The organism is Nostoc favosum CHAB5714, assembly GCF_020829495.1.
Lineage (GTDB): Bacteria > Cyanobacteriota > Cyanobacteriia > Cyanobacteriales > Nostocaceae > Nostoc > Nostoc favosum.
The window spans coordinates 124,956-151,415 of record NZ_JAIVFQ010000008.1; the positions used below are offsets into that span (position 1 = coordinate 124,956).

Here is a 26,460-nt window from a genome sequence, read left to right on the forward strand (position 1 = left end):
AATGGTATGTTTATTTCCGCCGTGTTGTACTAGTGTTATTCCCCCCTTTTTTCCTTGTTTAAGGAAGGTTAGGGGGGATATTGATACTACAATCTGATTCTTTACAAACATCCTCTCAGAGGATATTTGTATTTTTTGAGAAGTTGTACATAAATTTTATAAATTTATTGGTGATAGTTAATACTATTTCTTTGTCACGCTGCGTAAAACCCTTTTAACTTCTTTCTTTCTTTCTTTCTTTCTTTCTTTCTTTCTTTCTTTGTGTCCTTTGCGTCCTTTGCGGTTCGTTTTTCTTTCTTCTCTCTTGTACTTAAATATGATTTAGCGCATCTTTATACAGAATTGGTATAACACACCGCCCCAAATTGAAAATAAATTTGCCGAAAAATTAAGATTTATTTTAAAAAAGCAACAGTAATATTGTTAAATTCAGAAGCTAGATTCCAATCAGTAACAAGGTTTGAGCGATGCCTAAGCCTACACACCGCAGATAAAATCCTTACAAGTCTTCACTTCATTAGGGATACAAGTTTTGAGACAATCAGAAACGATTTAATAATAATCAAGCACTTATAGTCCACTTTTATCGGACTCCGTGTTATTTCTGTTGAAAAGGGAGAACACAAACATGAAATTGGCTTACTGGATGTATGCAGGCCCAGCCCACATCGGCACTCTGCGAATCGCTAGCTCTTTTAAAAATGTCCATGCGATCATGCACGCCCCCATTGGCGACGACTACTTTAACGTCATGCGCTCCATGCTATCGCGGGAGAGGGATTTTACTCCGGTAACAACCAGTGTCGTCGATCGCAACGTTTTGGCACGCGGCTCTCAAGAGAAGGTGGTAGATAACATCACCCGCAAGGATGCCGAGGAACACCCAGATTTGATTGTGTTAACTCCCACCTGCACCTCCAGCATTTTGCAAGAGGATTTGCACAACTTTGTTGAACGAGCGCAGTTGGAAGCGAAAGGAGATGTAATGCTGGCGGATGTGAACCACTACCGCTACAACGAACTGCAAGCCGCCGATCGCACTCTGGATCAAATCGTCCAATACTACATTGAAAAAGCGCGGAAGCGGGGCGAATTGGCTGAGGGCAAAACAGCAAAGCCCTCGGTTAACATCATCGGTACTACTACCCTCGGTTTCCACAACAATCACGACTGCACCGAACTGAAACGTTTGATGGCTGACTTGGGAATTGAGGTAAATACCTTAATTCCCGAAGGTGCTTCGGTGAACGACTTGAAGAAGATGCCCAAAGCCTGGTTTAACCTAGTGCCTTACCGTGAACTTGGTTTAACCACAGCTCGTTACCTAGAAGAACAATTCGGCACACCTTATATAGACATTACTCCAATGGGCGTAGTGGAAACTGCCCGTTGTATTCGCAAGATTCAGCAGGTAATTAATGCTCAAGGTGCAGAAGTTGACTACGAAGACTTCATTAACGAGCAAACCCTGCATGTATCTCAGGCTGCTTGGTTCTCCCGTTCTATTGACTGTCAAAACTTGACTGGCAAAAAAGCTGTAGTCTTTGGTGACAACACCCATGCCGCCGCCATTACCAAGATTCTGGCGCGAGAAATGGGGATTCATGTTGTTTGGGCTGGAACCTACTGCAAATATGATGCAGAGTGGTTCCGCGAACAGGTTAGCGAGTATTGCGATGAAGTGCTAATTTCCGAAGATCATGGTGAAATTGGGGATGCGATCGCTCGTGTCGAACCTTCTGCCATTTTCGGCACCCAAATGGAACGCCACGTTGGTAAACGTTTGGATATTCCCTGCGGCGTAATTGCAGCACCAATCCACGTCCAAAACTTCCCCATTGGTTACAAACCATTTATGGGTTACGAAGGCACGAATCAAATTACAGATTTGATCTACAATTCCTTCACTTTGGGAATGGAAGATCACCTGTTAGAAATCTTTGGTGGTCATGATACCAAAGAAGTAATTACTAGAGGAATTTCTGCTGATTCTGATTTGAATTGGACAAAAGATGGTCAAGCAGAATTGAATAAGATTCCTGGATTTGTGCGCGGTAAAGTGAAGCGTAATACTGAGAAATTTGCCCGCGATCGCGGTTTCAAAGAAATCAATGCTGAGGTATTGTACGCCGCCAAAGAAGCTGTCGGGGCGTAGTTTTGGGATTAGCAATTAATTAAATTAAAGGGTGTCCTGCATGGATGCCCTTTTTGCTTATATATCCCTGATTTTCTCATCATGGATGTAATATGCCAATCCGTCATAATTTCGTAGCTTACGGCAATTTCGTATTTTTGATTGCTAAATTAAAAATAATAAATTGGTTAAAAATAACATAATAAAAATGCCATCAGGTTTAATAATTCAAGATGGAAAAATAACTAAATACCTACTTATTTATCAACCTCAAAGTGATAAATCAAGATATCTAGCTTTAGCAGGATATAATCTTGACAACTGGGAACTTCTTAAGAACGATATAATAAATGCTGTAGAAGGTTCTGAAATTGCAAAAGCCACCCCTAGTGATTGGGGGACTCAGTTTGAGGTTAAAAGCGAGTGGTCTGGGCCTAGTGGTCGATTAATTAAGGTAATTACTATCTGGCAACAAGATGAAGAAACAGAATTTGTTAGATTTATAACACTATATCCTGATAAATCACGGGAGAATTAAACGATGACAACAGCTAGTTTATTTCAGTGGGTAGAACTGAAGCAGGATGTTCCTAACAGCCCTGTAAAAGCTGGCGATAGAGGGGTTGTGTTGGATCATCTGCGTCCTACTAAAACTCAGCAAGAGCCAGGATATATTTTAGAAATCTTTAAAGACGGTGAAACTCTAAATGTAGTTACTGTGCCTATTTCCTGGGTTAACCCTCTACCTGAAACCTGGGGAAGTATTGAACATGATACAAGACAGACAGTTTAATACAGAAAAAATCAAACTCATGGCTGACTATGGATGCTATCCACTATGGTGGGTAAGTCCTGAGATTGGCAACATTAACCCAGAGACATTGCCATTAATTCAAGAAACTATTAAACGCTTGGACAAATGGGAAGAAATTTACAATGCAACATTAAATTGGCAAGATCCTACTAACTCGCCAGATTTGAGTGCAGAGGTTGAAGCGGCTTTTGAAGAAGAAGGAATTAGTCTGTGGAAGCAATTGCAAACAGAACTTGCACCTAATTATCAAGTTGTTTATTTCAGTGAGCTATTAGGCAAGGTTTTAACTCATCCTAGTGAATTAGAAGTTTTACGTCCTATTCAGCAATGATTTCACGTGATAGAATATAAATCTAGTGCAGTATCAATAAATTTAATTGCGATCGCGGTTTCAAAGAAATCAACGCTGAGGTATTGTACGCCGCGAAGGAAGCTGTAGGCACGTAGATTTAGTATAAGTAAGTAATTGCCTTGTTATAAAATCAAGGAATAATCATACGCTCAAGTCCAATCAAGATGGGTTCATACTCTTCAGGTTTCAGGCTCCCTCGATAATCAACAATACGGTTAACATCTAAAACTCTGACTTGATCTAATAAAGCAATAGATGGCGAACTTAATCCAGCAACTCCTGCTGCAAAATGTGGATATAAATCTGGTGAAGCGATTGCCCACATTTGCCCTCTATCAGTAGTCATGGGAATTACAACTATTAACGAAAAGCGAGGTATCCCCAAGCGGTTTGGGAACCCTACAACAATTGCAGGTCTATAACCTTCTTGCTCACGGCCTTGAGGGTTTTCTTGAGGAAAACGTGCTGTTACAACATCCCCAAACTGTAAAGAACGAGTAGTCATTCCTCAACAATGACTACTCCCATTCCAGGAACATACTTGACAGGCAAACCCTTATCTAGTTCGCCGGGTTGCCAATCATAAGGTTCATAGCTACCCAAATTTGATAAGTCAGTCTCTAGCCATCCTGCATCCGATTCTTCATTGACTACAGATAACTGAGATTCCTGACGATTCTCTTTTCGCCACTCTAGAAACTGTAAGAAATCTAGAACTTCCTGCTGTGCATTTTCTGGAAGGTGTTCTAGTTTCTTCAAAATCTTGTCTTTGAGAGAATCCATACTTGCAGCCACGATCTTTACTGAACAGTGTAACTTATAGCTCCTATTTTTCAGAATAGACTTTTTTATCAGCTTTGAATTAGATATGACTTTACAGATAATTTTAGTTACTTTTATTACATTGCTGAAAGAACGCTTGCGCCTCAAACTAGTCAAGCTATTATGTTCTGTAAAGCCTACAGCATTAGGAAATATCCCACCATGTCCAACCAGACAAACTTGACTGATGCTCGTAACAACCTAGCCGAACTTTGCAATCAAGTAGTTGCAGATAGAGAAGTGGTAATTATTAACCGACAAGAAGGCGAAAACGTCGCCTTAATTGCTGTTGATGAACTAGATAGTTTACTAGAAACATCTCATTTACTTCGTTCACCTAAAAATGCAGTCCGTCTGTTAACTGCTTTGGAAAGAGCAAAAGCTAGAACTTTAAAACCTCAAAATATTAATGAACTACGTCAGGAGTTGGGAATTGACGAAGAAGAAGAAAGATGAAACCCAACCCCAAGAAAATAAAGTTCGAGATGCTGTATTTTATCCAGAATTTCCGGAAGACCTCGCCTATTGGGTAGGACAAACCGCAAAACAGCGCTTCGCGCTTTTAACTTGGTTGAAGCGATTATGCGAGATCCTTTTACAGGTATTGGGAAACCTGAACCATTGAAATACTTAGATTCAGATGCTTGGTCGCGGCGACTTACTCAAGAACACCGGATTGTTTATCTAGTAAGTGATGACCGAATTGATTTTCTTCAAGCTCGGTATCACTACTGAAATAGCGAATACCAGTAATGTGACTTTACAGCTACTTTTAGTTATTTTCCTTACATTGCTAAAATAGCGATGCCTACGGCGGACTGTGCCTACGCACCTCTATTTATTGCAAAAACTTAGTGCGATCGCTTGTATTTTTCTAGCAATTGCGGCAAGTAATCATAACCGTCCACGCCAATAAATTTAATGATGTTAGTTCGGTACTTTACTATTAATTGCTGTACGGTTTCATCTCCTAATTTACTCTGTAAAATTGTTAATAACCCAGCCGCTTGCCGCCATTCCATCGCAGCAATTTGCTCTAATAAATACATCCCTAGACAGCTATTGTATACAGCTTTTTCATAATTATTCAGGTTGTAGTAACTTTCCGCCAGATACAAAAAGTTCAGCCCTTGCAGATATTTATCACTAGAAAACTGCACCGCCTCACTGCCTTTTTCTAGGTATTCTACAGCAGCTTGAGGTTTTTCTAAGGCGACGTGAGCAATACCAAGACTGATGTAACAAAGGGCTTGAGTTTGGCGAGCCGCCAAGCTGATACCAAATCGTGAATCACTCAATTTTTCTGACAATTCCAAACCTCGGTGCAAGTATTCTATTGCTTGTTCATAGACATCTGGTTCTATGCGTTCCATCTGCTGTGCCGCAAACACTTCGCTATAGCCTAAAGTTGCCAAGGCGTGAGCTTCTCCTAAGCGTTCGCCTGCTTGACGAGCCAAAATTAACGCCCTCTGGCTGTAGTTAATCGCCTGAGAATAATCTTTTTGAGCAACGCAAACACGGCTATTGTGGTTGAGATTGGCAATTTCACAGGGTTGATCCCCGGCTTGGCGGGCAATTTCTAAGGCTTCCTGGTGAAATGAGTTAGCCTCTGGATATTTACCTAAAATAAACTGGGAATAGCCCAACAGCGTTAGTATCCGCGCTTTTTCTTGAGTACCTTCCACTTCTTTTAGTGGTGTATCCAAATAAGCGATCGCATCTCGCAGCGCATCCCTACCGAAAAAGGCAAAAACTCCGCCGTAAAGGGGAAAGTATTCGCGATGGGCAAAAGTTCTGAGAATTTGTAAGACGATCCCAAAACAGGCTTTCGCTAATTCTTCGCCTTTGCTGCGATCGATACTGGTAGCGATACGGAAACCATTAGATAACTCGCACCAAACTGCAGCGAAACTGAGAAAAGTGGCAATGGACGCAGATGTACCCCATTTGGAATCGTATGGTTGTCTTTCAAACCAAGTCACCAAACTTTGCTGTATTCTTTGGAGAATTACTGTCAACTCCACCCAGTCTTTCATATCTATATAAGACTGGCGGACAACTACCTCCGTTGTAGATCCGCCATCAGCCAGTGCAGAAAATAACAGTTTTGGCAAGGGACTGCTGACTTTTAGTGCCCATGAAGCCCAAGGGTCTTGCTTTGGTTGGGACTCTTTCAATCCTAATGGAGTTGCTGTTGGCTCGTAAATCCAACTGACAAGAGAACCTTCTAATTGCTGATAGGATTCTACGCCGTTAGCAATGCCGATCGCTAGTTGTTGTATTTCTTGTTTTAGGTGGAGATCCTCGTGAGAAGACACCGCTTCCTTTAACTCTTGCGCCAGTTGTTGTAATTGATTTTGGCTGAAAACTTGGTTTTGGTTGGGGTCAATAATTTGTAACAAGACTGAAAAGCGAGAAGCTTCTGAGGCTGTGAGAATTTGTTGCACAGCTGCGGTGACTGCGGCTTGATTTCGCTTTTGTTTTTGGATTCGTTCCCATTCCCCTTGAATACTTTGTAATGCTTTGAGGGTACGATTTAAACGAGCTTTCTTTAACTCAGGAGTCTCTTTTTGGAACAAACTCGCAGAATTTATCACCTTATCTAGTTCAGATTGGGTGGAATGTGAGCGATCGCTCAAACAGCGTTCAAAGATTTCACCATTACCACTGCTTACATTTTCTACTAATTGGCGATATATAAACTCTTTGGAACTGATTTTACCTTTGAGGGCGGTAGTAATAATTTCCTCGATTAACTTTTGATAGCAGTCAGAGAAGGAATTAGATGCTGCGGCTGGCGTAGGTTCTGCTGCTAGATTATTTGTTTCAGAAGTAGAGGAATCGGATATTTCTTCTTTAGTTGGCGTTACTAAAGTTTCCTCAGAAGTAGAGGAATCGGATATTTCTTCTTTAGTTGGTGTTGCTAAAGTTTTCTGAGAATTTATAGGTGAAGCATTTGCTTTAGAATTAGATAAGTAATAATCTGCTAAAGAGCCGCAGAGAAACTCTTCACGAAAGCTGTCTATTTTGGCAACTGACTGGATTTTGCGGTAACGACGTTTCTGATACCATAAACCAGAAATGAGTAAGCCTGCGATGACTCCTATGCCAACTCCTGCCATAGCAACCTTGGCATCTTCTAAAGCTTGATTTTGTTGCCCAGATTCGACAGTCGGATTGGAAGATGCACTTTGAGCTATAGCATAGTCACTCGCTGAACTTAGCTGCACGCTAGTGGCGATCGCCGCAAACGACAGTATAAATCTAAATATTAACTTTGATTTCCACATAATCTGATAGTTTAAAAATATGTTATCAATTTCTGGGTTGCTTCTGGTTTAAGGTAGATATCAGACAAAGCAGAGTTTTTCGAGACTAACCGCCTCCCTAAGGAGTGGAGAGTCAAAAATAAAACTAGCTAGATCCCTTTTTTACCAAGGAAGTTACCTTCATATAGAAAATAAACTTTGTCAATAGTAGTTTCCAGAAGATGTTCTTATTTCTTAACATTATTTGTGCATTTAGGAATCTTGACAAAGCCAGATGTTAATACCGGTTTTCAAAATATTTGTATCAGGTATTTCGTAAAATGGTTATAACTTATAGCGATCGCATAATCAAACAGCATTGAAATCGATAGCCAATGGCCGCAGAAGTTGGCATAGATCCCATTAGTGCGTCACCGATAGCATTAGCGAGTCATCTCCCAAGGGGAGACGCTTTAGCGCAACGAGCGTCACAGCCCGTCGTAGACATCACCTCTTGGGTTTGGAACGTAGAGCCAATAAAATGTAAACTTTAAGATACTTGCACCGAGTTTCTAGTATAGTGTGGCGGAAGTTCCCTACCTTAAGGGCTTAAGCTCCTTGCTGGTTTGAGATGGTAGCTGGATTTATGCCAAGGTGTACGAAGATACTACCCTATAGCGATCGCTGCTGCAACCCCTCTAGCGATCGCATTCCTTAACGCAGAAATTTACTGATAAATAAAAATTAATAGCGAACAAATATCACAATACAAAATTATTACTTCGGGGATCTAAAAGGCAGAATAACCTACTAAAGTTAGAACCGATGTGTCTCCCATGACGAAGTAAAAAAAAGAATCATAAAAGCCTCGCAATCTCTCTTAGATAAAAAAAGCAGATGCATGTTAATGTTTTAATCTCATTGTCTTCCCTTTGTTCCTTTCCCTATGCATCTGCACTATTTACACCCCCAACACCTTGAAGAATTAGTCAAGAGTAGTGGTATAGACTTACACTTAGTGCAACTCAATTTTAGGTCGCTCCAAGGCGTAACTGCTTATGAGTACCTATTGATTTCTGAGCTACTCCCTCGCACCAATACAGGAATGGTGAAAGCTGGATGGTTGCAGCGTTATGCTCATATTACTGAAGGTGGTTGGTGGTGTTCCGGGCTAGACCCTTTGAATAATTGGCAAATGATGGAATGGGGATGCTTTAAGCCAAACCAACCCCGACAGAATCACAATGGTAAGTCCATCAAATACGAGCATCCCCCCAGCACACCAACGCGGGTGTTTTGTTTGCGGGTAACGCTGCAAGTGTGGCAGCAAGTCGCTGGACGTTACAATCTGGTCATGCCTGACAATATCACTATTATTGCTGATGGTGAAGCTGAAGGCTTTTGGCAATGGGTGATGCAACATAATATTCCCCTGATTCTCTGCGAGGGTGTGAAGAAAGCAGCCACACTGTTGACGCAAGGATATGCAGCTATTGCCATTCCCGGAATTACTAGTGGTTATCGGGTTGTTAAAGATGAATTTGGCAAAGTTACCCGTCGTCAGCTAATTCCTGATTTAGCAGCGTTTGCAATTACAAAGCGTAGCTTTTATATTTGCTTTGATTTTGAAACTCAACCTAAAACAATTGCTGCTGTAAATAATGCTATTTCTCGACTTGGTTCTTTATTCCAGCAAGAAAAATGCACTGTTAAAATTATCGAACTTCCAGGAATAGAAAAAGGAGTTGATGAGTTTATTGTTGCCAAAGGTGTAAGTAGTTTCGAGAAAGTTTATCGTCAAAGTGTTGATTTAGAAATTTATCTTGCTCAAACCAAACCCCACACAGAGTTAACTATTCCTGCTGCACTCACCTTGAACCGCCCTTATATAGGTGAAATCCCTTTCCCAACTTCTGGATTAATAGGAGTCAAGTCTGCAAAAGGAACAGGTAAAACTACAGCATTGCAAAACGTTGTTCAGCAAGCAAAAGTTAGAAATCAACCCGTTTTATTAATTACTCACAGAATTCTACTAGGAAGATTTTTGTGTGAAAAAATTGGTATTCAATGGGGAACACATAAAGAAGATGCGGATAAAAGGATTGATAAAACACTTACGCCCGCTCCTCCCATTCTCCGCTCACTCTCTCCTCAGCAATCTCTTGGATTGTGCGTTGATTCTATTTGGAAACTTAACCCTGAAAATTGGCGGGGAGCAATAGTAATTCTGGATGAAGTAGAGCAGTCTTTGTGGCATCTATTAAACAGTAATACTTGTAAACACAAGCGTGTAAAAATATTAAAATTATTCCAGCAACTAATTTCCACAGTTTTAACAACTGGGGGGTTAGTAATTGTCCAAGATGCTGATTTATCAGATGTGTCACTTGAATATTTACAAGGATTGGCAGGAATTAAATTAACACCTTGGGTAGTTCTCAACCAGTGGAAACCTCAGCATGGTTGGGACGTAACTTTTTATGATTCGCCGAATCCAACACCCCTAATTCACCAACTGGAATTGGATTTACTTGCTGGACGTAAATGTTATGTTACTACCGATAGTCGCGCTGGGCGTTACAGTTGTGAAACAATTGAACGCTATTTGAAAGAGCGGTTACAAAAATTACGACGGCAATTTCCTAAAACTCTGGTGGTTAGTAGTCACACTACAAACACACCTGGACACGAAGCGGTTGATTTTATCGCAGCTATTAATCAAAAAATCTCTGAATATGACGGCGTTTTTGTTACCCCTAGCCTTGGTACAGGAATTAGTATTGATGTCCAACATTTCGACCGAGTTTATGGCATTTTTCAAGGGGTAATTCCTGACTCGGAAGCAAGACAAGCATTAGCAAGAGTGCGGGATGATGTGCCGCGTGTTGTCTGGTGCGCTAAACGAGGTATTGGCTTAATTGGTAGTGGTAGTACAAATTATCGCTTGCTATCTGATTGGTATCAAGAAAATCAAAAAGAAAACTTAGCTTTGCTTAGTCCACTACATAAAATAGATGTGGATTTACCTTTAGTTCATGATCCGATTCATTTGCGAACTTGGGCCAAGTTATCTGCACGGGTAAATGCCTCTATACACCTCTACCGTCAATCGATGCAAGATGGTTTGATTGCTGATGGGCATCAAATTCAGATGCGGAGTAATGCTGTTCACAATAATATTATTCGAGATTTACGCCTTGCCTTTTTGGCAACTGACGCTGATGATTTAGCTACCCGCAGAAGATTAGTTTTAGAAATTGTCAAAGTTCAAAAAGATTGGGCGCAAAGCCGTCAAAAAGCTAAAGAAATTAAACGCAAAATTAAAGATATTAAGCAGCAAAATCAACTATCGGTAGCAACTGCTGTAGCTAATGCTAAAGATATCGATTATGTAGAATATGAGCAGCTATTAGTGAAGCATTCCCTGACTGATGGGGAACGCAACCAAATCAATAAATATGTTCTCAGACAAAGGTATGGTGTAGAAGTTACTCCTTGGTTGAAATTGCAGGATGACCACGCATATTATCGTCAATTGTTAATTCACTATTATCTAACTCACGAAAGCGAGTATTTTCACGTCAGAGACCAGCAAGAATGGCATCAGCAATTGTCTTGGGGTGAAGGGAAAGTTTTTCTCCCAGATTTAAAAACTTACACGCTCAAAGTTGAGGCGATGAGAGCTTTGGGAATGCTTGAGTTTCTCGAAGTAGAACGAGAATTTACCGAAAGTAATCCAGATTTGATATTGCTGAAAAATATTGTTTTTCAGCACAGTAAGCATATTAAAAGAGCGCTTGGGATTAACTTAGTTGGGGAGAAAGAGCAGGTTTCAGCAATAAAAATACTCAGCCGACTGTTAAATTTGTTGGGCTTGAAACTAAAGCGAGTAAATGAGGTTTATCAAATCGACTTAGAAACGCTTTATGATGGCAGGGAGAGAATATTTGCAGTTTGGCATCAACGGGATGAGTTAATGTTGGCTCATGTTAAGAGTGTTGGCTATGAGTTGCCTGATTATTCTTCAGATTGGAAGCTTGAAATTATCCAAACCAAGGCTTATGCCACAGTAGCCAATATCCTTGACGGCTAAGATAAAGCGAAACGGCGTGTCTAAAGACAGCCAAGCATTAGTTATACAATTAGCCCAATTTCTAATTTGCCTTCACCCGCGCCTGCTTCACCATCGCAATTAGAGTTTGATGGGCATCTTCCGCATCTGCTAAAACATGATCAAACTGAATGCGAACTGGCACAACTTCCCCATTCACTTGCGCTGTTAAATCCATACCTTGTGTATCAATTGACAGCATTTGTGCTGCCCTCGCATCTGTTACACCACCAAAAGCCTTAGCATAAAGGACTATGGCATCAGCATGATCATCATTCATGTGCTTGCAGATGCGCGAACTAATATCAGCAGAAAAATCCTTAGACATTGTTGAGATAGAAAGTGAGCAATACAGCAACAGCTTAAATTTTAAGCTAACAACGCGAAGGAAATTTGCCGATTTTCTTTCTTGGCACTCAATATGCATTTTACCCGATTGCCATCATAAATATATTTTATTTATGGGGTAATAATTAAATTAAAATAAAACTTATTCAGTATTTTTACCTTCTATTATGGAAACCAGACAGCTTAAACTGTAGCAGAAGTATTAGCCAAACTATTGAAGCTAAAAGACAATGAGCGAAACTAGCCCCAGACGAATTGTAATTGGGGATGTGCATGGTCACTATGAAGGTTTGATGACATTATTGGAGGCGATCGCCCCCACGTCAGACGATCAAATCTATTTTCTGGGAGACTTAATTGATCGCGGGCCTCATAGTTCACAAGTAGTTAATTTTGTCAAGCGACATAACTACTCATGTTTGTTGGGAAATCATGAGCAGATGTTATTAAACATTCTGACCAATGAAAGGACTTCCTCCCCGACGATGCAAGCATGGCTGTACAGTGGAGGGCAAGCTACCGTGGACAGTTACCACGAGGCTCCAATTCCTGATGACCATTTGGATTGGTTCAAGGCTTTGCCTACATATCTCGACTTGGGGGATATTTGGTTAACTCATGCTGGTGTTGACCCTTCCAAGTCGGTGACAGAACAAACTGCTGATCAACTGTGCTGGATACGAGAAGAATTTCACAGCATTGAAAAACCCTACTTTCCAGATAAGCTCATTATCATCGGTCACACCATTACCTTTACTCTGCCGGGTGTTTCTCCTGGTAAACTGGCACAAGGGCAGGGATGGCTAGACATAGATACAGGCGCTTATCATCCCCGGAGTGGCTGGTTGACTGGATTAGATGTCACCAATAAGCTGGTTTATCAAGTTAATATTTTTAAACACTATCTCCGCACCCTGCCCTTAGAAGATGTAGTGATCAGAGTTGATCCTGCTAAAATCAAAGTCGATCGCCGCAATAAGAATTGAATAATATTCAAGATGAGTGGGGAGTGAGGAGTGGAGAAGATGAGGGAGATGAGGAAGATGAGGGAGACAAGCAAGACAAGGGGAATAACCAATGCCCAATGCCCAATGCCCAATGCCCAATGCCCAATGCCCAATGCCCTCAAGACCTCACTAATGGTCGAATATTAGCTTTATAACTAGCCTTATTTAAGCCATAATTTCCCTTACTAGGTTGAGAGTTAATTGCACGTCTGAGGCCATCAATGCGATCGCTCGTTCCGGGGTGCGTACTCAAAAATGTCGGGACAGAACCACCCTTTTTCAGCAGCTTTTGCATAAAAGTAACCATTCCAGACTGGGCATAACCAGCGCGTGTCAAAGTTCGTAGTCCTCTTTGATCGGCATCAAATTCATCTTGACGACTGCGGGGACGATTCAAAGCAAGTTCTACACCAATCCCTACAGCGGTATTGCGATCTAAACCAGTTGCTGTTGCTAAACCACTAGCGATCGCTTTTTGCCGCATCTGTTTAACCAGGTGTTTCCCGCCAATGTGACCAATTTCATGGGCAATAACACTTGCAAGTTCTGCTTCATTATCTGCGGCTTTCAGTAAACCTGTGTGGACATATACATAGCCTCCTAAAGTAGCAAAGGCATTAATAGCATCATCATCAACTACTTGGAAGGTAAAAGGAAGGTTGGGGCGATCGCTACTATCTGCTAAACGCCGACCAATTTGTTCGACATAGCGATTAACTTTAGAATTCCGGTAAAGTTTGACTTGACTCCCCAGTATTTCCTGATTAATCTGCTTGCCAATATCAGTTTCCTGGCGATCGGATATATTAGAAAGCTGAAGTACCTGGACTCCCTGCAATATAAGAGGCAAGAAGTCTAAAGTTCTTCCAGGCAAGGGTGTACTCAGGCACAGACTAAGGGCGACTACCACCGAAATTAGCGGATAAAACCAGCGACGCCGCCACACACGGTAACTTGCAACAAAACCTTTCCAATTGAACATAATACGCTCTAAAGATTATTTCGGGAGAACATAAAATTATGGGACAAATTATGAGACGGATTTAGAGTATTCTAAGTTGCATTCTTAACTCAAGACCAAAGGAGTTGTGATCCAGCTAATGCTTACGCAAATCTACCGAATTGCAGGGGGTTAAAGATTCTCTCTAGAGATAGGCTTAAACACTAGATATTACTTTCTCGGTGCGTCAGTCTTAACGGACAAAAATTTGAGGGTTAACTGCCGCCTCTGCGAACTTACGAACTCGTGATAAACTGTCGCATAACCGCAACGCCCAGTCGCTTTGAGTTATTACCAAATAGGGAAAATATACTATTCCCATTGAAAACCTTCTTGCTACAATCAATTACTTCGCTATTACCTCGGAAAAGTTTTTATGGCTATTTTAGATTCAAAAGGCCGTTTGTTCGGCAAAATCAACCTCCTAGATTTAGGTGCTGCGCTGGTAACTCTGCTAGTTATATTTGTCGTCTCGTCTAGCATCTTATCTAGCTTGGGTGTTGCCCAAGTTGGTGAGAAGCTAGTACCCATAGAAGTAGACTTAGTAGTTCGTGGTTTGAATGTCCGTGATCCTGAGCAATTATTCAACAACGGTTTAAAAAAAGGCGGGAAAACTAATGTGATTATCCGCAATCAACCCTACGGACAGATTGAGATTAAATCCGTTCAACAGCTACCTAGAACAATCAATATTCCCCAACCTGATGGTACTGTTAAAGAATTGCCAGATCCAAAGACCAGCAATTTTAGTACAGATATGCTTTTGACCTTAGAAGGTAAAGCCAAAAGCACAGAAAGCGGACTAGTGCTAGGTAGCAGTAAAGTTAAAATTGGAATGCCATTTGAGTTGGAAGGCTTTAACTACAATTTCAATGCGACTGTTATTGATATCAGATTAAAAGACAAATAACATTCACCTTTTCGTTTTCAAAAAATAGGCTGATAAACCGAATTTTATATAATCTACAAAAACTCGGTTTATCAGATTTATCAATGGATGTTATAACTACTTAGCAGCTTTCGCTTGAAACATTAAATACGTGCCTCCTAACCCTTCTACAATTGTGCGTGTATTAGCAATCATCATTTTCTGATAAGTGTCCGCCTCGCTTCCTGGTTCGCCAAGCCCCTCAGCATACAGCTTCCTCTCAGAAATTTTAACTTCAGCTTGTCTGGCTACAGATTGAAGCAAATTAGGGTTAGTTGCCGCCTCAATAAAAATTGTTGATACTTTAGCCCGTTTAATATTTGTAACCAAATTTTTCACTCTTGCATCTGTCAGGTTTTCGTTAGTACTAATACCTTGCAATCCCCCTGCTAATGGAATACCGTATGCTTTGGCGTAATAACTCAGTGCATCAGAGGTTGTAACTAACTTACGTTTTTTGGAAGGAATACTAGCAATTCTTGACTTAATCCAGCTATCTAGTTGAGTGAGTTCATTTGTGATTCTTTTGGTATTATTCGTATAAGCCTCTGCATCGTTAGATTCTAATTTTCTCAGATTACTATTAATTACTTCCACCATCCTGATAGTATTCTTGGTATTGTGCCAAAGATGAGGATTAGTTACATTATTGCCGCCTTTCTGAAATTTTTGTGGCTTAGACACCGCAAGTTGACTAACAGCTATTTTTGGTGCAGTGTTTTTAGTCCCTTTAATTAATTTGATCAGATTTGGTTCTAAATTATAGCCACTATAGAGAATAAGATTAGCTTGCTCAATGGCTCTACGATCTTCCGGCTTTGGTTTATAAAATTGGGGGTTGGCACTAGGATCAATTAAACAAGTGAGGTTAACTGTATTCCCGGCAACTTGTCTGGTTAAGTCACATAATACACTTGTCGTTGCAACGATTCGGGGAAGATTCTCATTTACCTGGGTGGTAGTCTGAGTGAATGTTGTTCTTGCAGTTTGATTTCCACACCCAGCAAATCCAATCGCCAAAGCAACAAGAATAGCTCGGAAGGAATTATTTGACGGTAATTTTTTTGACATCCTCAACTCCTACTGGATGTATAGAAATAATCATTATCAGTAACTGATTAGTGAAATACCAGCTGGAAGCCTTCAACAAGGAAGAGGTTAAAGGCAATAGGCTTGGGTTAAGCCTTGATTTTCCCTAACCCTTCTTAACAAGGAGGGAATTAGAGCAAGCCTTTTTAAGGGAAGAGGAATTAATAGACTCTCTCCTTTCCCCATCGCACACCCAGCAATTTTTGCTTGGTGAACCTCAAGTGAGGTTTTTGCAGGCAAAATGTTAGTTAAGTTCAGGCGACAGATTGGAAAACCTCTCTCTAAATGTCTCTCCTACAAGGCTACGGTGTACACACAAGTCTTGGAAAGTTGCCCCACAACCTTTTTATCCCCCCAACCCCTCTTGAAAAGCAAAGTTATTTCATTCCCTCAAAGGCTCAAAAAAGACTTGTGTTGTGAACGAAAGTACTTGTGTTGTGAACGAAAGCACTTGTGTTGTGAACGAAAGCACTTGTGTTGTGAACGAAAGCACTTGTGTTGTGAACGAAAGCACTTGTGTTGTGAACGAAAGTACTTGTGTTGTGAACGAAAGCACTTGTGTTGTGAACGAAAGCACTTGTGTTGTGAACGAAAGCACTTGTGTTGTGAACGAAAGCACTTGTGTGTACACCGTAGCCTACAAGGAGAGAGACTTTGAATTTTCCCCCTTACCGTGTCGGTAAGGGGGCTATCGGGTTAGGTTTTTCGTAGGCTTTTCCACATGATCTCAATTGTCAAACTGGAAAACTGGTAGAGGTAAAAGCACAATAATAAAGGTGATGCTGGGGAGCCTCCGGTAAAGAGTGTAGTGTAGTTCTCTCACCGTCTGTTGAAGGGGCTATACCATTGTGCTTACATTCCACAAAGGTCGCAAATGATCTAGGATTATCAGGTTAAGGAGTGGAACGTAGTAATGCTGGGGCTTATTGAGCATACGGGTTGATTTCGCCTTCCCGAGTCGTGAATCTAAGGCAATTGTAGCTGTGGTTTTGCGAGGTGTGGGCATATAGTTATTATAAAATTGGCGAATTGGCGGTTTTTTAGCCATCAGCCTTTGTTAGACTAATTTTCACCGAGTAAAGCCTTTCAATAACCCTCAGAGCATCATCTAACTGTTCTTTCTTGGCATAATCCCGGCTGTACTTTTTACCATAATTTCTGTACTTTAGTTTCTTCATTATTAAATTAAGGGCCAAGTCAAGTATATAGAACAATTTCCCAAAGCTGATATTGGTGAAGATAAACAATGGTAATTTTAGTTATCCTCGTTAACACCCTCATTTCGCTGATATTACTCTATGTAGCTTGGCGGGTGTGGCAACTCAAGCAGCAGCTAGCATACATAACAGATAGGTTAACCGCCTATGAAAGTTGTACCCATGCAGCACTGAATAAAGCACCCGAAAATATTTATCTCAGCCAGCAGAATATTTATAATTTACGGCAGAAAAATCAAGTGCTACAAATGCAAATCCAACAAGTGCGCCAAATTATCAGTCTACTTTTGCTAGGACGGCAAATCTGGCAGCGTTATTTTCGTAGGCTAGAGTTAACACCAGGGAAAAGAACTGTTGGAAAATGAGTTATGTCAAGTTCACATGAACATTTATAATTAGGGCTGACGCCGTGACATAAGGACGCGGGGACACGGTGAGACGGTGACGTAGGGAGTTTTAAATTATAAATAATTAATAGTTTTGATATTTCATGAATAAAAGCAACATTTTTAGCTGATATGTTGTCACGATAGATTAACTGAATAAAATCGGTCGAGTCTTGCAAGTAGAGAAAACCCACCTAAAATGGGTGTAAGGAGAGAAATAACAAGATGTCTAATAACCGTTCTGGAGTATTTTTTGGCGGTTTGATGCTGGGAGCTACCATCGGTGCTTTGACCGGTTTGCTAGTGGCTCCCCGCACAGGGCGCGAAACGCGTAAAATTTTGAAAAAATCTGCCAATGCTATTCCAGAATTGGCAGAAGATTTATCAACGAGTGTGCAAATCCAGGCAGATCGTCTTTCTGCTAGCGCATTGCGAAACTGGGATGAAACTCTAGATAGATTACGGGAAGCGATCGCAGCAGGTGTAGATGCCAGTCAGAGAGAAAGCCAAGTCTTGAAGCGGCAAACATCTGTTGAAGACTCAGATCCTCTTCCCCAGCAATTAGAACGCTCATAAATGACATAACCGTGATTGATCCCCTGTTTTGGTTGGGACTTTCTTTACTCTTAGTCGCCACAAGTTTGACTGCGGTTTTAGTGGCGGCAATACCGGCTTTGCAGGAGTTAGCACGCGCTGCTCGTAGTGCAGAAAAGCTATTTGATACACTCTCGCGCGAGTTACCACCCACTCTAGAAGCTATCCGTGTGACTGGTTTGGAAATCACTGACTTAACTGATGATGTCAGTGAAGGTGTAAAAAGTGCTAATCAAGTCGTGAAACAAGTTGATCAAAGCCTTGATAATGCAAGAATTCAGGCTCAAAATCTGCAAGTAGGTACACGCAGCATCTTTGTTGGCGCGAAAGCTGCTTGGAGAAACTTCACGCGCCAAAAACCCACAAGGCGAACAAGCGATCGCTTGCCAAGCAATGAAAAACCACCACTAACGTTGCGAGAACGAGAAGTGCTAAAGCAAGAAAATCGCCGGAGCAAAGCAGAAGTATACCGCGTTAATGACGGTTATAACGATGCAGCTAGCTGGGAAACCAATTTTGATGATGAAGATTGAATTTGGGCATTGGGCATAAGGCATTGGGCACTGGGCATTGGGCACTTGTACTGAGCGAACGCGAGTGCGTCTCCAAGAGTTGCCGTTGGCGCAGCCTCTCCAAGAGTTGTATTGGGCATTGGTATTTGAAAACTCTTTCCTAGTACGTCACGGCGTAAATAGAGCAACCATTTAAAATCCCTAAAAAGCTTATTCAATAATACTTTTGACTTTTGACTTTTGAATGCGTGACTTCCGCCTTGCGGTACTAGTCCCTAAAGCGTGTTTTCAAACCCCAAATTAGACTTAATTGTAGCGACTGTTTTAAAAGTCAAGCGTCGCACCTGTGTACTTGATCGCGGTGCGACAAAGTTTGAAGTACTCCAACACGACTTCGGAGTACCTCAACACGACTTTGAAGTACCTCAACACGACTTTGAAGTACCTCAACACGACTTTGAAGTACCTCAACACGACTTTGAAGTACCTCAACACGACTTTGAAGTACCTCAACACGACTTTGAAGTACCTCAACACGATGTTGAAGTACCTCAACACGATGTTGAAGTACCTCAACACGATGTTGAAGTACCTCAACACGATGTTGAAGTACCTCAACACGATGTTGAAGTACCTCAACACGACTTTTAAGTACCTCAACATGACTTCGAGGTATCTGTTGCTTATATAGCAGTCCTAAATCATTCGTGAGAATTTGAGATCGTTTTAACCCCCCTGTAGTCCCCCCTTTTGAAGCTACGGTGTACACACAAGTGCTGTCCACATACGTTTCAACTCTTTTACCCACATTTTTGTCAGAGTTAAACTGTCTACACTTACCGACATTCCGCCCAGAACTAAAGTTCAGCGGCTCATAGCTGAAGTCCACAAAGCGTGGACTTCAGCTATGAGACTCGGAATTCATTCCGAGGCGGGATAGAAACGCAGTGCAAGATTTATTAATAAAGATATGGCTGCGACAAGACTTGTATGTACACCGTAGCGATGAAGAAGGGGGGACGGTCTACTACTGTTTTTAAGATACAAGGTTGGGTTGAGGGACAAAACCCAACATTTACGTTGTTTTGTTGGGTTGCGTTTCCCTACGGGACGCTACGCGAACGCTTAACCCAATCTACGTTTCCTGCCTCTTTCCCATGCCCCATGCCCAATACTCAAAAACGCTTTGCTTTGATCCCTTAGATTAGAGTAAAGTAAACAAGTGTAAAGAAGTATCACTTTTCCAGCACACTTTTAAAACAACTTGTTCACTTTTACCGTTGATATTTGTATAAAAACGTCCATGCAATCTTGTTTTTGGCGACGAATTCTCGTATCTATTGCAGTATTTTTCCTGGCTGGGTCAATTTGGGTGATGCATTCTCCCCCAGCACTGGCTTATGACAATCCTGACTTACTTCCTAGCACCTTTACCCCAGTTGTAGACTTAGCAAAATCTCTTCCTGTCCTGCAAGAAGAAAAGCTTGTCAAAGATTTAGAGCAGTTTGAAGCCGATACGGGCTGGAAACTGCGAGTATTGACCCAGTATGACCGCACCCCAGGTCGGGCAGTTATAAAATATTGGGGTTTGGATGACAAAAGCATTCTACTCGTTGCCGATTCTCGTGGCGGTAACATCCTCAGTTTTAGCGTCGGCGATGCTGTTTATGAACTTTTACCCCGAACGTTCTGGATAGAACTGCAAACCCGCTTCGGTAATTTGTACTTTGTCCGCGAACAAGGCGAAGATCAAGCCATTCTGCAAGCCCTAGAATCCGTTAAAGGCTGTTTACTCAAAGGTGGTTGCAATGTTGTCCCCGGACTGCCACGAGAGCAATGGATTCTCACCTTGATTACCTCAATTATTGGTGGGGTGATTTGTGGATTTGCAGCTCAACCCCGCGAGAAAGGACAAGTTTTCGCGTGGCAATGGGCTTTAATTTTCTCACCTTTGTGGGGAATCTTGTTTCTTGCCTTTGGCATTGGGCCAGTGGTGACACGCACAAGCGACTGGTTACCTCTAGTTCGCAATATCTCTGGGTTTCTTATTGGCGTCTTAGTTGCCTACCTATCTCCTGTTTTCAGTCGGCCTTCTTCCAGTAGTGAGTTATGAATGAGGAGAGACGCGATTAATCGCGTCTGTACAGGAGTTAGGAAGTTTTTAATTAACTTATAACTCCTAACTCCTAACTACTCACTCTCTGAAGCTGATAAGCTGAAAGCTAATATTTGAGAAGCTCAACAAAAATGGAATGGCACGTAACTGATGCTCAAAGTTTAGCAATCATTGATAGTGAAATTGAAAATCATGTCTTTTCACCCGCAGAGTATGAGATTGTGCGTCGGGTAATATACTCTACAGCTGACTTTGAGTATAAGTCTTTGATTCGTTTCTCTGAGCGTGCCTTGCAAGCAGGAGCAGCAGCACTAGCCGCGCGTACCACAATTGTGGTAGATGTACCGATGGTGCAAGTAGGTATTGCCTACGAGATTCAAAACACCTTTGCTAATCCGGTGTATTGCAGCATGGAAGCTCTGACACGTCCTCAAAAAGAAAAAACTCGGGCAGCATGGGGAATAGAAACCTTAGCAAAGCGTTATCCAGAGGGCATTTTTGTGGTGGGCCAAGCGCAAACGGCACTAACAGCACTGGTGGATTTAATTGAAGCTGAGGAAATTAGACCTGCTTTGATAATTGCTACTCCAGTGGGATTTGTCGATGTTGATGAAGCGAAGCGGCGCTTACAAGACTCCCTAGTGCCTCACATTACAATTGACAGCCGCAAAGGTAATGCAGTTGTAGCAGCTGCGATCGTTGATGGATTGGTAGACTTGGCTTGGCAAGCCTATGGACAAGATGGAAATCGCGGGAGTTAGGAACGTCGGCTCTATCGGCCTTTCTATGGCAAATACTATTTTAAAATACTCAAGATCCAGATATTTTTGTTAATTAGTGCCGACTGGAGTTACAGATTGTGGAAGCTTTTTATCGGGTGACTTATAGTGATGTGAGGTTAAATCAAAAACCAATAGAAATGTAGAGGCATAACAATGTTTACTTATTCTAGCCCCGCAATCGCCACATATCTTAATATTGCTTCTCCAATAGCAGCTTGTGTCAACGGCAGCAAAGTTGCGGTCATTAATACTGAGGGGATATGGGAAGTAGAAGCTGATGGGAGGAAAAAACTAATTCCAAATTCTTACCATGATGCCCGTGACTGTGCAGCTATTGATGGTAAAACCTATGTGCTAGCTGTTCCAACAGGATTAGTAAAAATAAAAACTGATGGAACCACCCAAAAAATAGTTAACAGTGTTGCTCAATCAAGAACAAGAGTTAAATTTTTAGAGGGTAAATGGGTTATTCATCAATCTGTAAATACTCTATCAATTTACGATACAAATCTTAACTTCAAAGACAAACGGGATTACAAGGTAACTGAAGTAACAGATTTTGAATACAAAGATAATTATCTCTACATTAGTGGTTTTCAGCAACAAAAGCGAGCAGGCATCCCAGTACAAATTGCTTTTCTTTACCGAATGGGTTTTAATGGCACAAGTATATTTAACTTGCCGATTTTACCAGGAGATAACCAGGGTAAGCTTTGGGGTTACAATGCTGCCACTCTTGTTGACAACATGGCAGATACCCGACTCAACAGATTATACATTTCTGGGGATAAACTCTACGTGCTTGGTTCGGTCTATGGGGGTAATTCAATCTATAGGTGGAATGGTAAAGACCTCTTAACACAAACTTTGATCACTACAGATAAATATACTAATGCTGCCCAAACTCGTGATGAGACAAAAGTTTACACAGGAGTTGTTGATTTAACGTCATTCACTGTTGAACGCGGGCAACTAAGTCTTACAAGACTTCCTTCAACAGGAGGATTGGGAGACGGCAATAGCAATTTCCCTAAAACTATTTACTCAGATGGCACTGATATTTTTGTTGGATCTAAGGCTGCTTACGCAATTCCCAATAGAGATAGCCAAACATTCTTAGGTAAACCGATTGCACCTTACCGTGGCGATGCAAGTTTTTTAATTTTTCCGAATAATCTTAAGACTCGCAAAGCTTGGGTAACACCTGGAAATGGTGAAGTATTGCTATTTAATAATAAGTTTGCAGTCATCAAAACAGGTAATGTTAATGATTTGTCTACAAATTCCGGAACCGCCCAAAGCCTACCAACAAATACTTATTTTATTAAGTTTTAACAGAGCGATCGCAACGAGAACACCGCAGGTATCGCTAAGAGGGACGGTTAGACCATCGCTTTTCCTACACCTTCTTTTATGTTCCAACCTTGGATTGAGCGTTTGAGATATCGGGGGCAATTTCCACAGATGCTCCCGCCTTCCTTGACTGGCAGGTACGATGCTTTAACGACGGCGGCGTTGCCGCGTTTCCCCAGTACCCATGCCCACCCAAAATCGCTCAAGGGTTTGCTCTCACTGGCTTTTTGGCTAGTCACACAGTCCCTTCTATTCTTATAGATATAGCGTGCGTGTGTGATCAAATTATTCTCTAGCTTTTAATCTAAATCTGAAGTCTTCGGGATCAAGTATTGGGTGTTGGGAGAGGGGAATGGGGAGAGAGGAATGGGGCAATGAGGTATGCCGTTCACGGAGCGTCTCCGTAGAGAAGGCGGCAAACTACGCTCCCACTCCACACCCCACAATCGCCTACAACGCCCAATGTTTTGCTAATGGCTATTCTTTGCCTTGCATTGGGCGTTGTAGAACATTGGGAAGATTCGGAAGGGTTGGGGAAGCTTAGAGAAGCTTAGGGGGTACTGGGGCAGGTTTCATCATTGATATATGTTAATAAGTAGGTTGTGACCGCTAATTAACATCAGCCCAAAACTCAAATTTTACGCAGTAATTTAAATTTATTACAAAAGTTTATATACTAATTCTTAAACTATCGAACTTTTATCAAACCTGACAAATCTACTCAAGCTATTGCAGAGGTAGTTTCTGAGGCTTTTAAGGGTTTGTAAAAGCCGATGATAATTCCCAATTTTGGAAAATGATTCCTGTGGTTTTGTACTGACACAACCTCTTCACCCAAAAAGACTATCACCACAGCGATCGCGTAGGGAATTTTCACAAAGGGATATGCAATTTTTGGTGGCACGGAGGGAAAATTGGCTATTCCTCATCCTCATTATTGACTTTTGACTTTTGATTTTTGACTTCCCCGAACGCTTTCTTTATGTTGAGCGGAGTCGAAACACAGCATTTTGCAGAGAAGGGGCTGACTAGTTTACTCTTCTGTGCGACGACGCCGCCGACGCGGCCTTTGTTGTTGGTCTTCACGTAAGCGGCGACCAACTTCGTTAAAGAAATCTCGCCGTAAATAAGGATAATCGCTAACCCACAGGTCACGGCTAGGAAAGTATATATCGCTGAATTGTTCAATACTGCTCAAATCTGGGCGATTTGACATCACTACCATTTCTGCAATTTGACCGCGAGTTATAACTTTGTGGGCAGGACGTAATGGTGCTACAAACTCAATGCTAAATCCTGTTTCATCACCCACCTCTAAGTTAATCTGTTTTTCTCGATTTTCTACAATCACCAATTCGCCTTTGCTGTTGACTGTTTCGGTTTTACCCATCAACTGGTCTGTAATCCACCAATCTAGCACTCGACCACGGAAAAAGCCGCCATACTTATAACGGCGGCATTGCAAATTCCGCATACTTGCTTGAAACACTGGATACCACAGCCAAAAAAAAGCGCTAATTACTCCCAGCACAAATACTATTGAAGCAAACTCAAGCCTAAAAATGACTGTCACAAGCAAAATAACAACTACGGCAACTACAGAAATTAACAGCCGTTGCAAAAAATTTGAGAACTTCCCCCAGTAGTACTTGTACTGCAAACCAGTTGCAATTAGGGGGACAACTTGTTCAAATTTCTGGCGAGTCAGTGGTACTAACATGAGTGCTGAGTAATGAATGAGCAATAGTGTGTTTAAAGTATCTTTTCTAATCCATATACTAACGACTTTAGCGCTAAGATTTTGCGAATCGCTAGTAGCACTCCTGGCATATAACAAGCGCGATCGCTCGTATCATGTCGTAAAGTATAAATCTGTCCTGCTGCGCCAAAAATAACTTCTTGATGAGCAATCAATCCTGGCAAACGCACGCTATGAATTCTAATCCCTTCATCTGCTATACTGCCCCTTGCTCCTGGTAATTTCTCCGTTTCTTCTACAAGAGCAGGGTTAAAAGTTTTACCCAATTCTCCTAATAACTGCGCCGTTTGAATGGCAGTACCACTGGGAGCATCAGCTTTTTGATTGTGATGTAGTTCGATAATTTCCACATGGTCAAAGTATTTAGAGGCTGCGATCGCGGCTTGTTGCAATAGCACCATGCCAATGGAAAAATTAGGAATAATTAGACAACCAGTGCTAGCTTTGTCGGCAAAGTCTGCCAAGTCTTGAATTTGTTCTGGACTTAACCCAGTGGTGCCGACTACTGGACGAATTCCGTAGGCGATCGCACTACGAATATTGTCATAAACTGAATCGGGATGGGTAAAGTCTACAATCACTCCTGGAGGAGACTGTCTGTCGCCAGCCACATACCCCAACATCGGTTCTAATTGATTGGTAATTGGTACTTCCAGGGGTTCGCTTAAACCCGCCAACTCTCCAGCGTCTTTATCTTGATGTTCTAAACTGTGGTCAATTGCACCCACTAGGTTTAAGTCTGGCGCTTGCGCCACCGCCTTAATCACCTCACGGCCCATTTTACCAGCAGCACCGTTGACAATAACCGGGATAGGAGCTTGATTCGTCATAGGTCGAGAAATACTTTTTGAGGTAACAAAGGAATTGTAAAGACTTTGGTGATCTAGTAGCTAGCTTCTCAAATCTCTGGCTTCATTCCGACTACCCTGATTTATGGAGCTAATCGCTCAGTTTTTCTACTCTCTACAGCAGATCGGTTCTCATTTTCATCTCACTATCTTAGCCAGTAACCCGTTTTATTTTCCGATCATACTGCCTTGATAAGTAGTCTTTATAAAAACCATCAGTCTTTCTTTGTCAAGTATAGTTGACTATTTGTAATATTTTAGTTAAACTTATTTACATAACTTAGCAAAGATCAAACTTAACTATCTAACTGGTGTTAGCTAAGAAAAAAAGATTTCGGTATCGCTATATCTGATCGACATTTGGAATTCTCCCATCTACCTCGGCTATCAAGTCGGGGTTTTTTGTGTTTTCAACTAGCCCTTAATTTCTTTAACTTTTCTTTAGTCATCTTTGAGATGACTTGAGCTATTAGCCGTAGGTTTCTAACCTATGGCGGGTAATGGTTCAGGCGCGAGATTGGAAATTACGTATTTGAATAATTCTGGAATATTGGCTTATAGCGGGTAATGGTTCAGGCGCGAGATTGGAAATTACGTATTTGAATAATTCTGGAATATTGGCTTATAGCGGGTGATGGTTCCGGCGGGAGATTCGGAAAATTACGTATTTGAATAATTGCGGAATATTGGCTTATGGCGGGTAATGGTTCAGGCGCGAGATTGGAAATTACGTATTTGAATAATTGCGGAATATTGGCTTATAGCGGGTGATGGTTGCAGCGCGAGATTGGAAATTACGTATTTGAATAATTGCGGAATATTGGCTTATGGCGGGTGATGGTTCAGGCGCGAGATTGGAAATTACGTATTTGAATAATTGCGGAATATTGGCTTATGGCGGGTGATGGTTGCGGCGCGAGATTGGAAATTACGTATTTGAATAATTGCGGAATATTGGCTTATGGCGGGTGATGGTTCAGGCGCGAGATTGGAAATTACGTATTTGAATAATTGCGGAATATTGGCTTATGGCGGGTGAT

The 26,460-nt window shown here is 41.5% G+C and carries 27 protein-coding genes and 1 pseudogene; 17 read left to right on the forward strand and 11 right to left on the reverse strand.

Annotation, left to right across the window (positions count from 1 at the left end; genetic code table 11):
* Positions 1-628: 628 nt before the first annotated feature.
* The 4 genes from bchB (at position 629) to LC586_RS08705 (ending at position 3,279) form a co-directional block, all read left to right on the forward strand.
* Positions 629-2,155, forward strand: a complete 1,527-nt coding sequence (bchB, locus tag LC586_RS08690) for a ferredoxin:protochlorophyllide reductase (ATP-dependent) subunit B (RefSeq protein ID WP_229484160.1) — start codon at positions 629-631, stop codon at positions 2,153-2,155.
* 163 nt (positions 2,156-2,318) lie between these two features.
* Positions 2,319-2,672, forward strand: coding sequence for a DUF6883 domain-containing protein (locus LC586_RS08695; protein ID WP_229484161.1), 354 nt, complete (start codon positions 2,319-2,321; stop codon positions 2,670-2,672).
* A gap of 3 nt (positions 2,673-2,675) precedes the next feature.
* Positions 2,676-2,927 (forward strand): DUF4926 domain-containing protein, encoded by a 252-nt coding sequence (locus LC586_RS08700; protein ID WP_229484162.1) that lies wholly within the window; start codon positions 2,676-2,678, stop codon positions 2,925-2,927.
* The gene (locus tag LC586_RS08705) at positions 2,905-3,279 is read left to right on the forward strand and encodes an immunity protein CdiI family protein (protein ID WP_229484163.1); all 375 of its coding nucleotides are present in this window, start codon (positions 2,905-2,907) and stop codon (positions 3,277-3,279) included. The genes LC586_RS08700 and LC586_RS08705 overlap by 23 nt, the downstream gene beginning before the upstream one ends.
* Positions 3,280-3,430: 151 nt before the next feature.
* On the opposite strand, the gene LC586_RS08710 is transcribed toward LC586_RS08705, so the two are convergent.
* Both LC586_RS08710 and LC586_RS08715 read right to left on the reverse strand, forming a co-directional pair.
* Positions 3,431-3,805, reverse strand: a complete 375-nt coding sequence (locus LC586_RS08710) for a type II toxin-antitoxin system PemK/MazF family toxin (protein WP_229484164.1) — start codon at positions 3,803-3,805, stop codon at positions 3,431-3,433.
* Positions 3,802-4,095: a DUF2281 domain-containing protein gene (locus LC586_RS08715; RefSeq protein WP_229484165.1), complete on the reverse strand. Its 294-nt coding sequence runs from the start codon at positions 4,093-4,095 to the stop codon at positions 3,802-3,804. The genes LC586_RS08710 and LC586_RS08715 overlap by 4 nt, the downstream gene beginning before the upstream one ends.
* A gap of 189 nt (positions 4,096-4,284) precedes the next feature.
* Here LC586_RS08715 and LC586_RS08720 point away from each other — a divergent pair, with 189 nt between their 5' ends.
* Entirely contained in the window at positions 4,285-4,578 is a 294-nt protein-coding gene (locus LC586_RS08720; protein WP_229484166.1) for a type II toxin-antitoxin system Phd/YefM family antitoxin, read from the forward strand.
* Positions 4,532-4,857 (forward strand): annotated as a pseudogene (locus LC586_RS42565) (Txe/YoeB family addiction module toxin). The gene LC586_RS08720 and the pseudogene LC586_RS42565 overlap by 47 nt, the downstream one beginning before the upstream one ends.
* A gap of 116 nt (positions 4,858-4,973) precedes the next feature.
* On the opposite strand, the gene LC586_RS08730 reads toward LC586_RS42565, so the two are convergent.
* A complete protein-coding gene (locus tag LC586_RS08730) occupies positions 4,974-7,412 on the reverse strand; it encodes a tetratricopeptide repeat protein (protein WP_306423238.1) in 2,439 nt (812 codons plus the stop codon).
* A 904-nt stretch (positions 7,413-8,316) separates the two neighbouring features.
* Here LC586_RS08730 and LC586_RS08735 point away from each other — a divergent pair.
* Entirely contained in the window at positions 8,317-11,463 is a 3,147-nt protein-coding gene (locus tag LC586_RS08735) for a plasmid replication protein, CyRepA1 family (RefSeq protein WP_229484168.1), read from the forward strand.
* A gap of 61 nt (positions 11,464-11,524) precedes the next feature.
* Here the strand turns inward: LC586_RS08735 and LC586_RS08740 are convergent, their stop codons facing one another.
* Positions 11,525-11,809, reverse strand: coding sequence for a DUF2470 domain-containing protein (locus tag LC586_RS08740; RefSeq protein WP_229484169.1), 285 nt, complete (start codon positions 11,807-11,809; stop codon positions 11,525-11,527).
* A gap of 250 nt (positions 11,810-12,059) precedes the next feature.
* On the opposite strand from LC586_RS08740, the gene LC586_RS08745 reads away from it, so the two are divergent.
* Together LC586_RS08745 and LC586_RS08750 are read left to right on the forward strand one after the other, a co-directional pair.
* The gene (locus tag LC586_RS08745) at positions 12,060-12,815 is read left to right on the forward strand and encodes a metallophosphoesterase family protein (protein WP_229484170.1); all 756 of its coding nucleotides are present in this window, start codon (positions 12,060-12,062) and stop codon (positions 12,813-12,815) included.
* Positions 12,812-12,991 carry a hypothetical protein gene (locus LC586_RS08750; protein WP_229484171.1) on the forward strand — a complete coding sequence of 60 codons (180 nt, stop codon included), beginning with the start codon at positions 12,812-12,814 and terminating at the stop codon, positions 12,989-12,991. The genes LC586_RS08745 and LC586_RS08750 overlap by 4 nt, the downstream gene beginning before the upstream one ends.
* Here LC586_RS08750 and LC586_RS08755 read toward each other — a convergent pair.
* Complete coding sequence (locus LC586_RS08755) at positions 12,955-13,818, reverse strand: M48 family metallopeptidase (protein WP_229484172.1); 864 nt, start codon at positions 13,816-13,818, stop codon at positions 12,955-12,957. The genes LC586_RS08750 and LC586_RS08755 overlap by 37 nt on opposite strands.
* Before the next feature lie 394 nt (positions 13,819-14,212).
* On the opposite strand from LC586_RS08755, the gene LC586_RS08760 reads away from it, so the two are divergent.
* Positions 14,213-14,746, forward strand: coding sequence for a DUF4330 domain-containing protein (locus tag LC586_RS08760; protein WP_229484173.1), 534 nt, complete (start codon positions 14,213-14,215; stop codon positions 14,744-14,746).
* A 96-nt stretch (positions 14,747-14,842) separates the two neighbouring features.
* On the opposite strand, the gene LC586_RS08765 is transcribed toward LC586_RS08760, so the two are convergent.
* Positions 14,843-15,835 carry a metal ABC transporter solute-binding protein, Zn/Mn family gene (locus tag LC586_RS08765; RefSeq protein WP_229484174.1) on the reverse strand — a complete coding sequence of 331 codons (993 nt, stop codon included), beginning with the start codon at positions 15,833-15,835 and terminating at the stop codon, positions 14,843-14,845.
* 1,058 nt (positions 15,836-16,893) lie between these two features.
* Positions 16,894-17,031 (reverse strand): hypothetical protein, encoded by a 138-nt coding sequence (locus tag LC586_RS08770; RefSeq protein ID WP_229484175.1) that lies wholly within the window; start codon positions 17,029-17,031, stop codon positions 16,894-16,896.
* A 68-nt stretch (positions 17,032-17,099) separates the two neighbouring features.
* Between LC586_RS08770 and LC586_RS08775 the strand changes: the two genes are divergently transcribed.
* The 7 genes from LC586_RS08775 to LC586_RS08805 all read left to right on the forward strand — a co-directional run bounded on the left by LC586_RS08775 (position 17,100) and on the right by LC586_RS08805 (position 22,795).
* On the forward strand, positions 17,100-17,435 hold the full coding sequence (locus tag LC586_RS08775) for a hypothetical protein (protein ID WP_100899224.1): 336 nt from the start codon (positions 17,100-17,102) through the stop codon (positions 17,433-17,435).
* A 246-nt stretch (positions 17,436-17,681) separates the two neighbouring features.
* A complete protein-coding gene (locus LC586_RS08780) occupies positions 17,682-18,032 on the forward strand; it encodes a YtxH domain-containing protein (RefSeq protein WP_229484176.1) in 351 nt (116 codons plus the stop codon).
* 11 nt (positions 18,033-18,043) lie between these two features.
* The gene (locus tag LC586_RS08785; RefSeq protein ID WP_229484177.1) at positions 18,044-18,583 is read left to right on the forward strand and encodes a DUF948 domain-containing protein; all 540 of its coding nucleotides are present in this window, start codon (positions 18,044-18,046) and stop codon (positions 18,581-18,583) included.
* 325 nt (positions 18,584-18,908) lie between these two features.
* On the forward strand, positions 18,909-19,253 hold the full coding sequence (locus tag LC586_RS08790) for a hypothetical protein (protein WP_229484178.1): 345 nt from the start codon (positions 18,909-18,911) through the stop codon (positions 19,251-19,253).
* Between the two features lie 612 nt (positions 19,254-19,865).
* Positions 19,866-20,675: a TPM domain-containing protein gene (locus LC586_RS08795; protein WP_229484179.1), complete on the forward strand. Its 810-nt coding sequence runs from the start codon at positions 19,866-19,868 to the stop codon at positions 20,673-20,675.
* A gap of 134 nt (positions 20,676-20,809) precedes the next feature.
* Positions 20,810-21,439: a precorrin-8X methylmutase gene (locus tag LC586_RS08800; RefSeq protein WP_229484180.1), complete on the forward strand. Its 630-nt coding sequence runs from the start codon at positions 20,810-20,812 to the stop codon at positions 21,437-21,439.
* Between the two features lie 174 nt (positions 21,440-21,613).
* Positions 21,614-22,795 carry a hypothetical protein gene (locus LC586_RS08805; protein WP_229484181.1) on the forward strand — a complete coding sequence of 394 codons (1,182 nt, stop codon included), beginning with the start codon at positions 21,614-21,616 and terminating at the stop codon, positions 22,793-22,795.
* Between the two features lie 47 nt (positions 22,796-22,842).
* Here the strand turns inward: LC586_RS08805 and LC586_RS08810 are convergent, their stop codons facing one another.
* The 4 genes from LC586_RS08810 to dapB all read right to left on the reverse strand — a co-directional run bounded on the left by LC586_RS08810 (position 22,843) and on the right by dapB (position 25,402).
* Positions 22,843-23,052, reverse strand: a complete 210-nt coding sequence (locus LC586_RS08810) for a hypothetical protein (protein ID WP_229484182.1) — start codon at positions 23,050-23,052, stop codon at positions 22,843-22,845.
* 482 nt (positions 23,053-23,534) lie between these two features.
* The gene (locus LC586_RS08815) at positions 23,535-23,717 is read right to left on the reverse strand and encodes a hypothetical protein (protein ID WP_229484183.1); all 183 of its coding nucleotides are present in this window, start codon (positions 23,715-23,717) and stop codon (positions 23,535-23,537) included.
* Positions 23,718-23,846: 129 nt separating this feature from the next.
* On the reverse strand, positions 23,847-24,533 hold the full coding sequence (locus LC586_RS08820) for a DUF8619 family protein (protein ID WP_229484184.1): 687 nt from the start codon (positions 24,531-24,533) through the stop codon (positions 23,847-23,849).
* Between the two features lie 32 nt (positions 24,534-24,565).
* The gene (gene dapB, locus LC586_RS08825) at positions 24,566-25,402 is read right to left on the reverse strand and encodes a 4-hydroxy-tetrahydrodipicolinate reductase (RefSeq protein ID WP_190943690.1); all 837 of its coding nucleotides are present in this window, start codon (positions 25,400-25,402) and stop codon (positions 24,566-24,568) included.
* Between the last annotated feature and the right edge of the window lie 1,058 nt (positions 25,403-26,460).

What these genes read in the sequence shown, in the direction of transcription:
- LC586_RS08745 (WP_229484170.1), top strand. Translation starts at nt 12,060, where the DNA reads ATGAGCGAAACTAGCCCCAGACGAATTGTAATTGGGGATGTGCATGGT.
- LC586_RS08705 (WP_229484163.1), top strand. Translation starts at nt 2,905, where the DNA reads ATGATACAAGACAGACAGTTTAATACAGAAAAAATCAAACTCATGGCT.
- LC586_RS08795 (WP_229484179.1), top strand. Translation starts at nt 19,866, where the DNA reads ATGCAATCTTGTTTTTGGCGACGAATTCTCGTATCTATTGCAGTATTT.
- LC586_RS08735 (WP_229484168.1), top strand. Translation starts at nt 8,317, where the DNA reads ATGCATCTGCACTATTTACACCCCCAACACCTTGAAGAATTAGTCAAG.
- LC586_RS08770 (WP_229484175.1), bottom strand. Translation starts at nt 17,031, where the DNA reads ATGAAGAAACTAAAGTACAGAAATTATGGTAAAAAGTACAGCCGGGAT.
- LC586_RS08700 (WP_229484162.1), top strand. Translation starts at nt 2,676, where the DNA reads ATGACAACAGCTAGTTTATTTCAGTGGGTAGAACTGAAGCAGGATGTT.
- LC586_RS08800 (WP_229484180.1), top strand. Translation starts at nt 20,810, where the DNA reads ATGGAATGGCACGTAACTGATGCTCAAAGTTTAGCAATCATTGATAGT.
- LC586_RS08780 (WP_229484176.1), top strand. Translation starts at nt 17,682, where the DNA reads ATGTCTAATAACCGTTCTGGAGTATTTTTTGGCGGTTTGATGCTGGGA.
- LC586_RS08720 (WP_229484166.1), top strand. Translation starts at nt 4,285, where the DNA reads ATGTCCAACCAGACAAACTTGACTGATGCTCGTAACAACCTAGCCGAA.
- LC586_RS08760 (WP_229484173.1), top strand. Translation starts at nt 14,213, where the DNA reads ATGGCTATTTTAGATTCAAAAGGCCGTTTGTTCGGCAAAATCAACCTC.
- LC586_RS08805 (WP_229484181.1), top strand. Translation starts at nt 21,614, where the DNA reads ATGTTTACTTATTCTAGCCCCGCAATCGCCACATATCTTAATATTGCT.
- LC586_RS08740 (WP_229484169.1), bottom strand. Translation starts at nt 11,809, where the DNA reads ATGTCTAAGGATTTTTCTGCTGATATTAGTTCGCGCATCTGCAAGCAC.
- LC586_RS08730 (WP_306423238.1), bottom strand. Translation starts at nt 7,412, where the DNA reads ATGTGGAAATCAAAGTTAATATTTAGATTTATACTGTCGTTTGCGGCG.
- LC586_RS08755 (WP_229484172.1), bottom strand. Translation starts at nt 13,818, where the DNA reads ATGTTCAATTGGAAAGGTTTTGTTGCAAGTTACCGTGTGTGGCGGCGT.
- LC586_RS08775 (WP_100899224.1), top strand. Translation starts at nt 17,100, where the DNA reads ATGGTAATTTTAGTTATCCTCGTTAACACCCTCATTTCGCTGATATTA.
- LC586_RS08710 (WP_229484164.1), bottom strand. Translation starts at nt 3,805, where the DNA reads ATGACTACTCGTTCTTTACAGTTTGGGGATGTTGTAACAGCACGTTTT.
- dapB (WP_190943690.1), bottom strand. Translation starts at nt 25,402, where the DNA reads ATGACGAATCAAGCTCCTATCCCGGTTATTGTCAACGGTGCTGCTGGT.
- LC586_RS08820 (WP_229484184.1), bottom strand. Translation starts at nt 24,533, where the DNA reads ATGTTAGTACCACTGACTCGCCAGAAATTTGAACAAGTTGTCCCCCTA.
- bchB (WP_229484160.1), top strand. Translation starts at nt 629, where the DNA reads ATGAAATTGGCTTACTGGATGTATGCAGGCCCAGCCCACATCGGCACT.
- LC586_RS08765 (WP_229484174.1), bottom strand. Translation starts at nt 15,835, where the DNA reads ATGTCAAAAAAATTACCGTCAAATAATTCCTTCCGAGCTATTCTTGTT.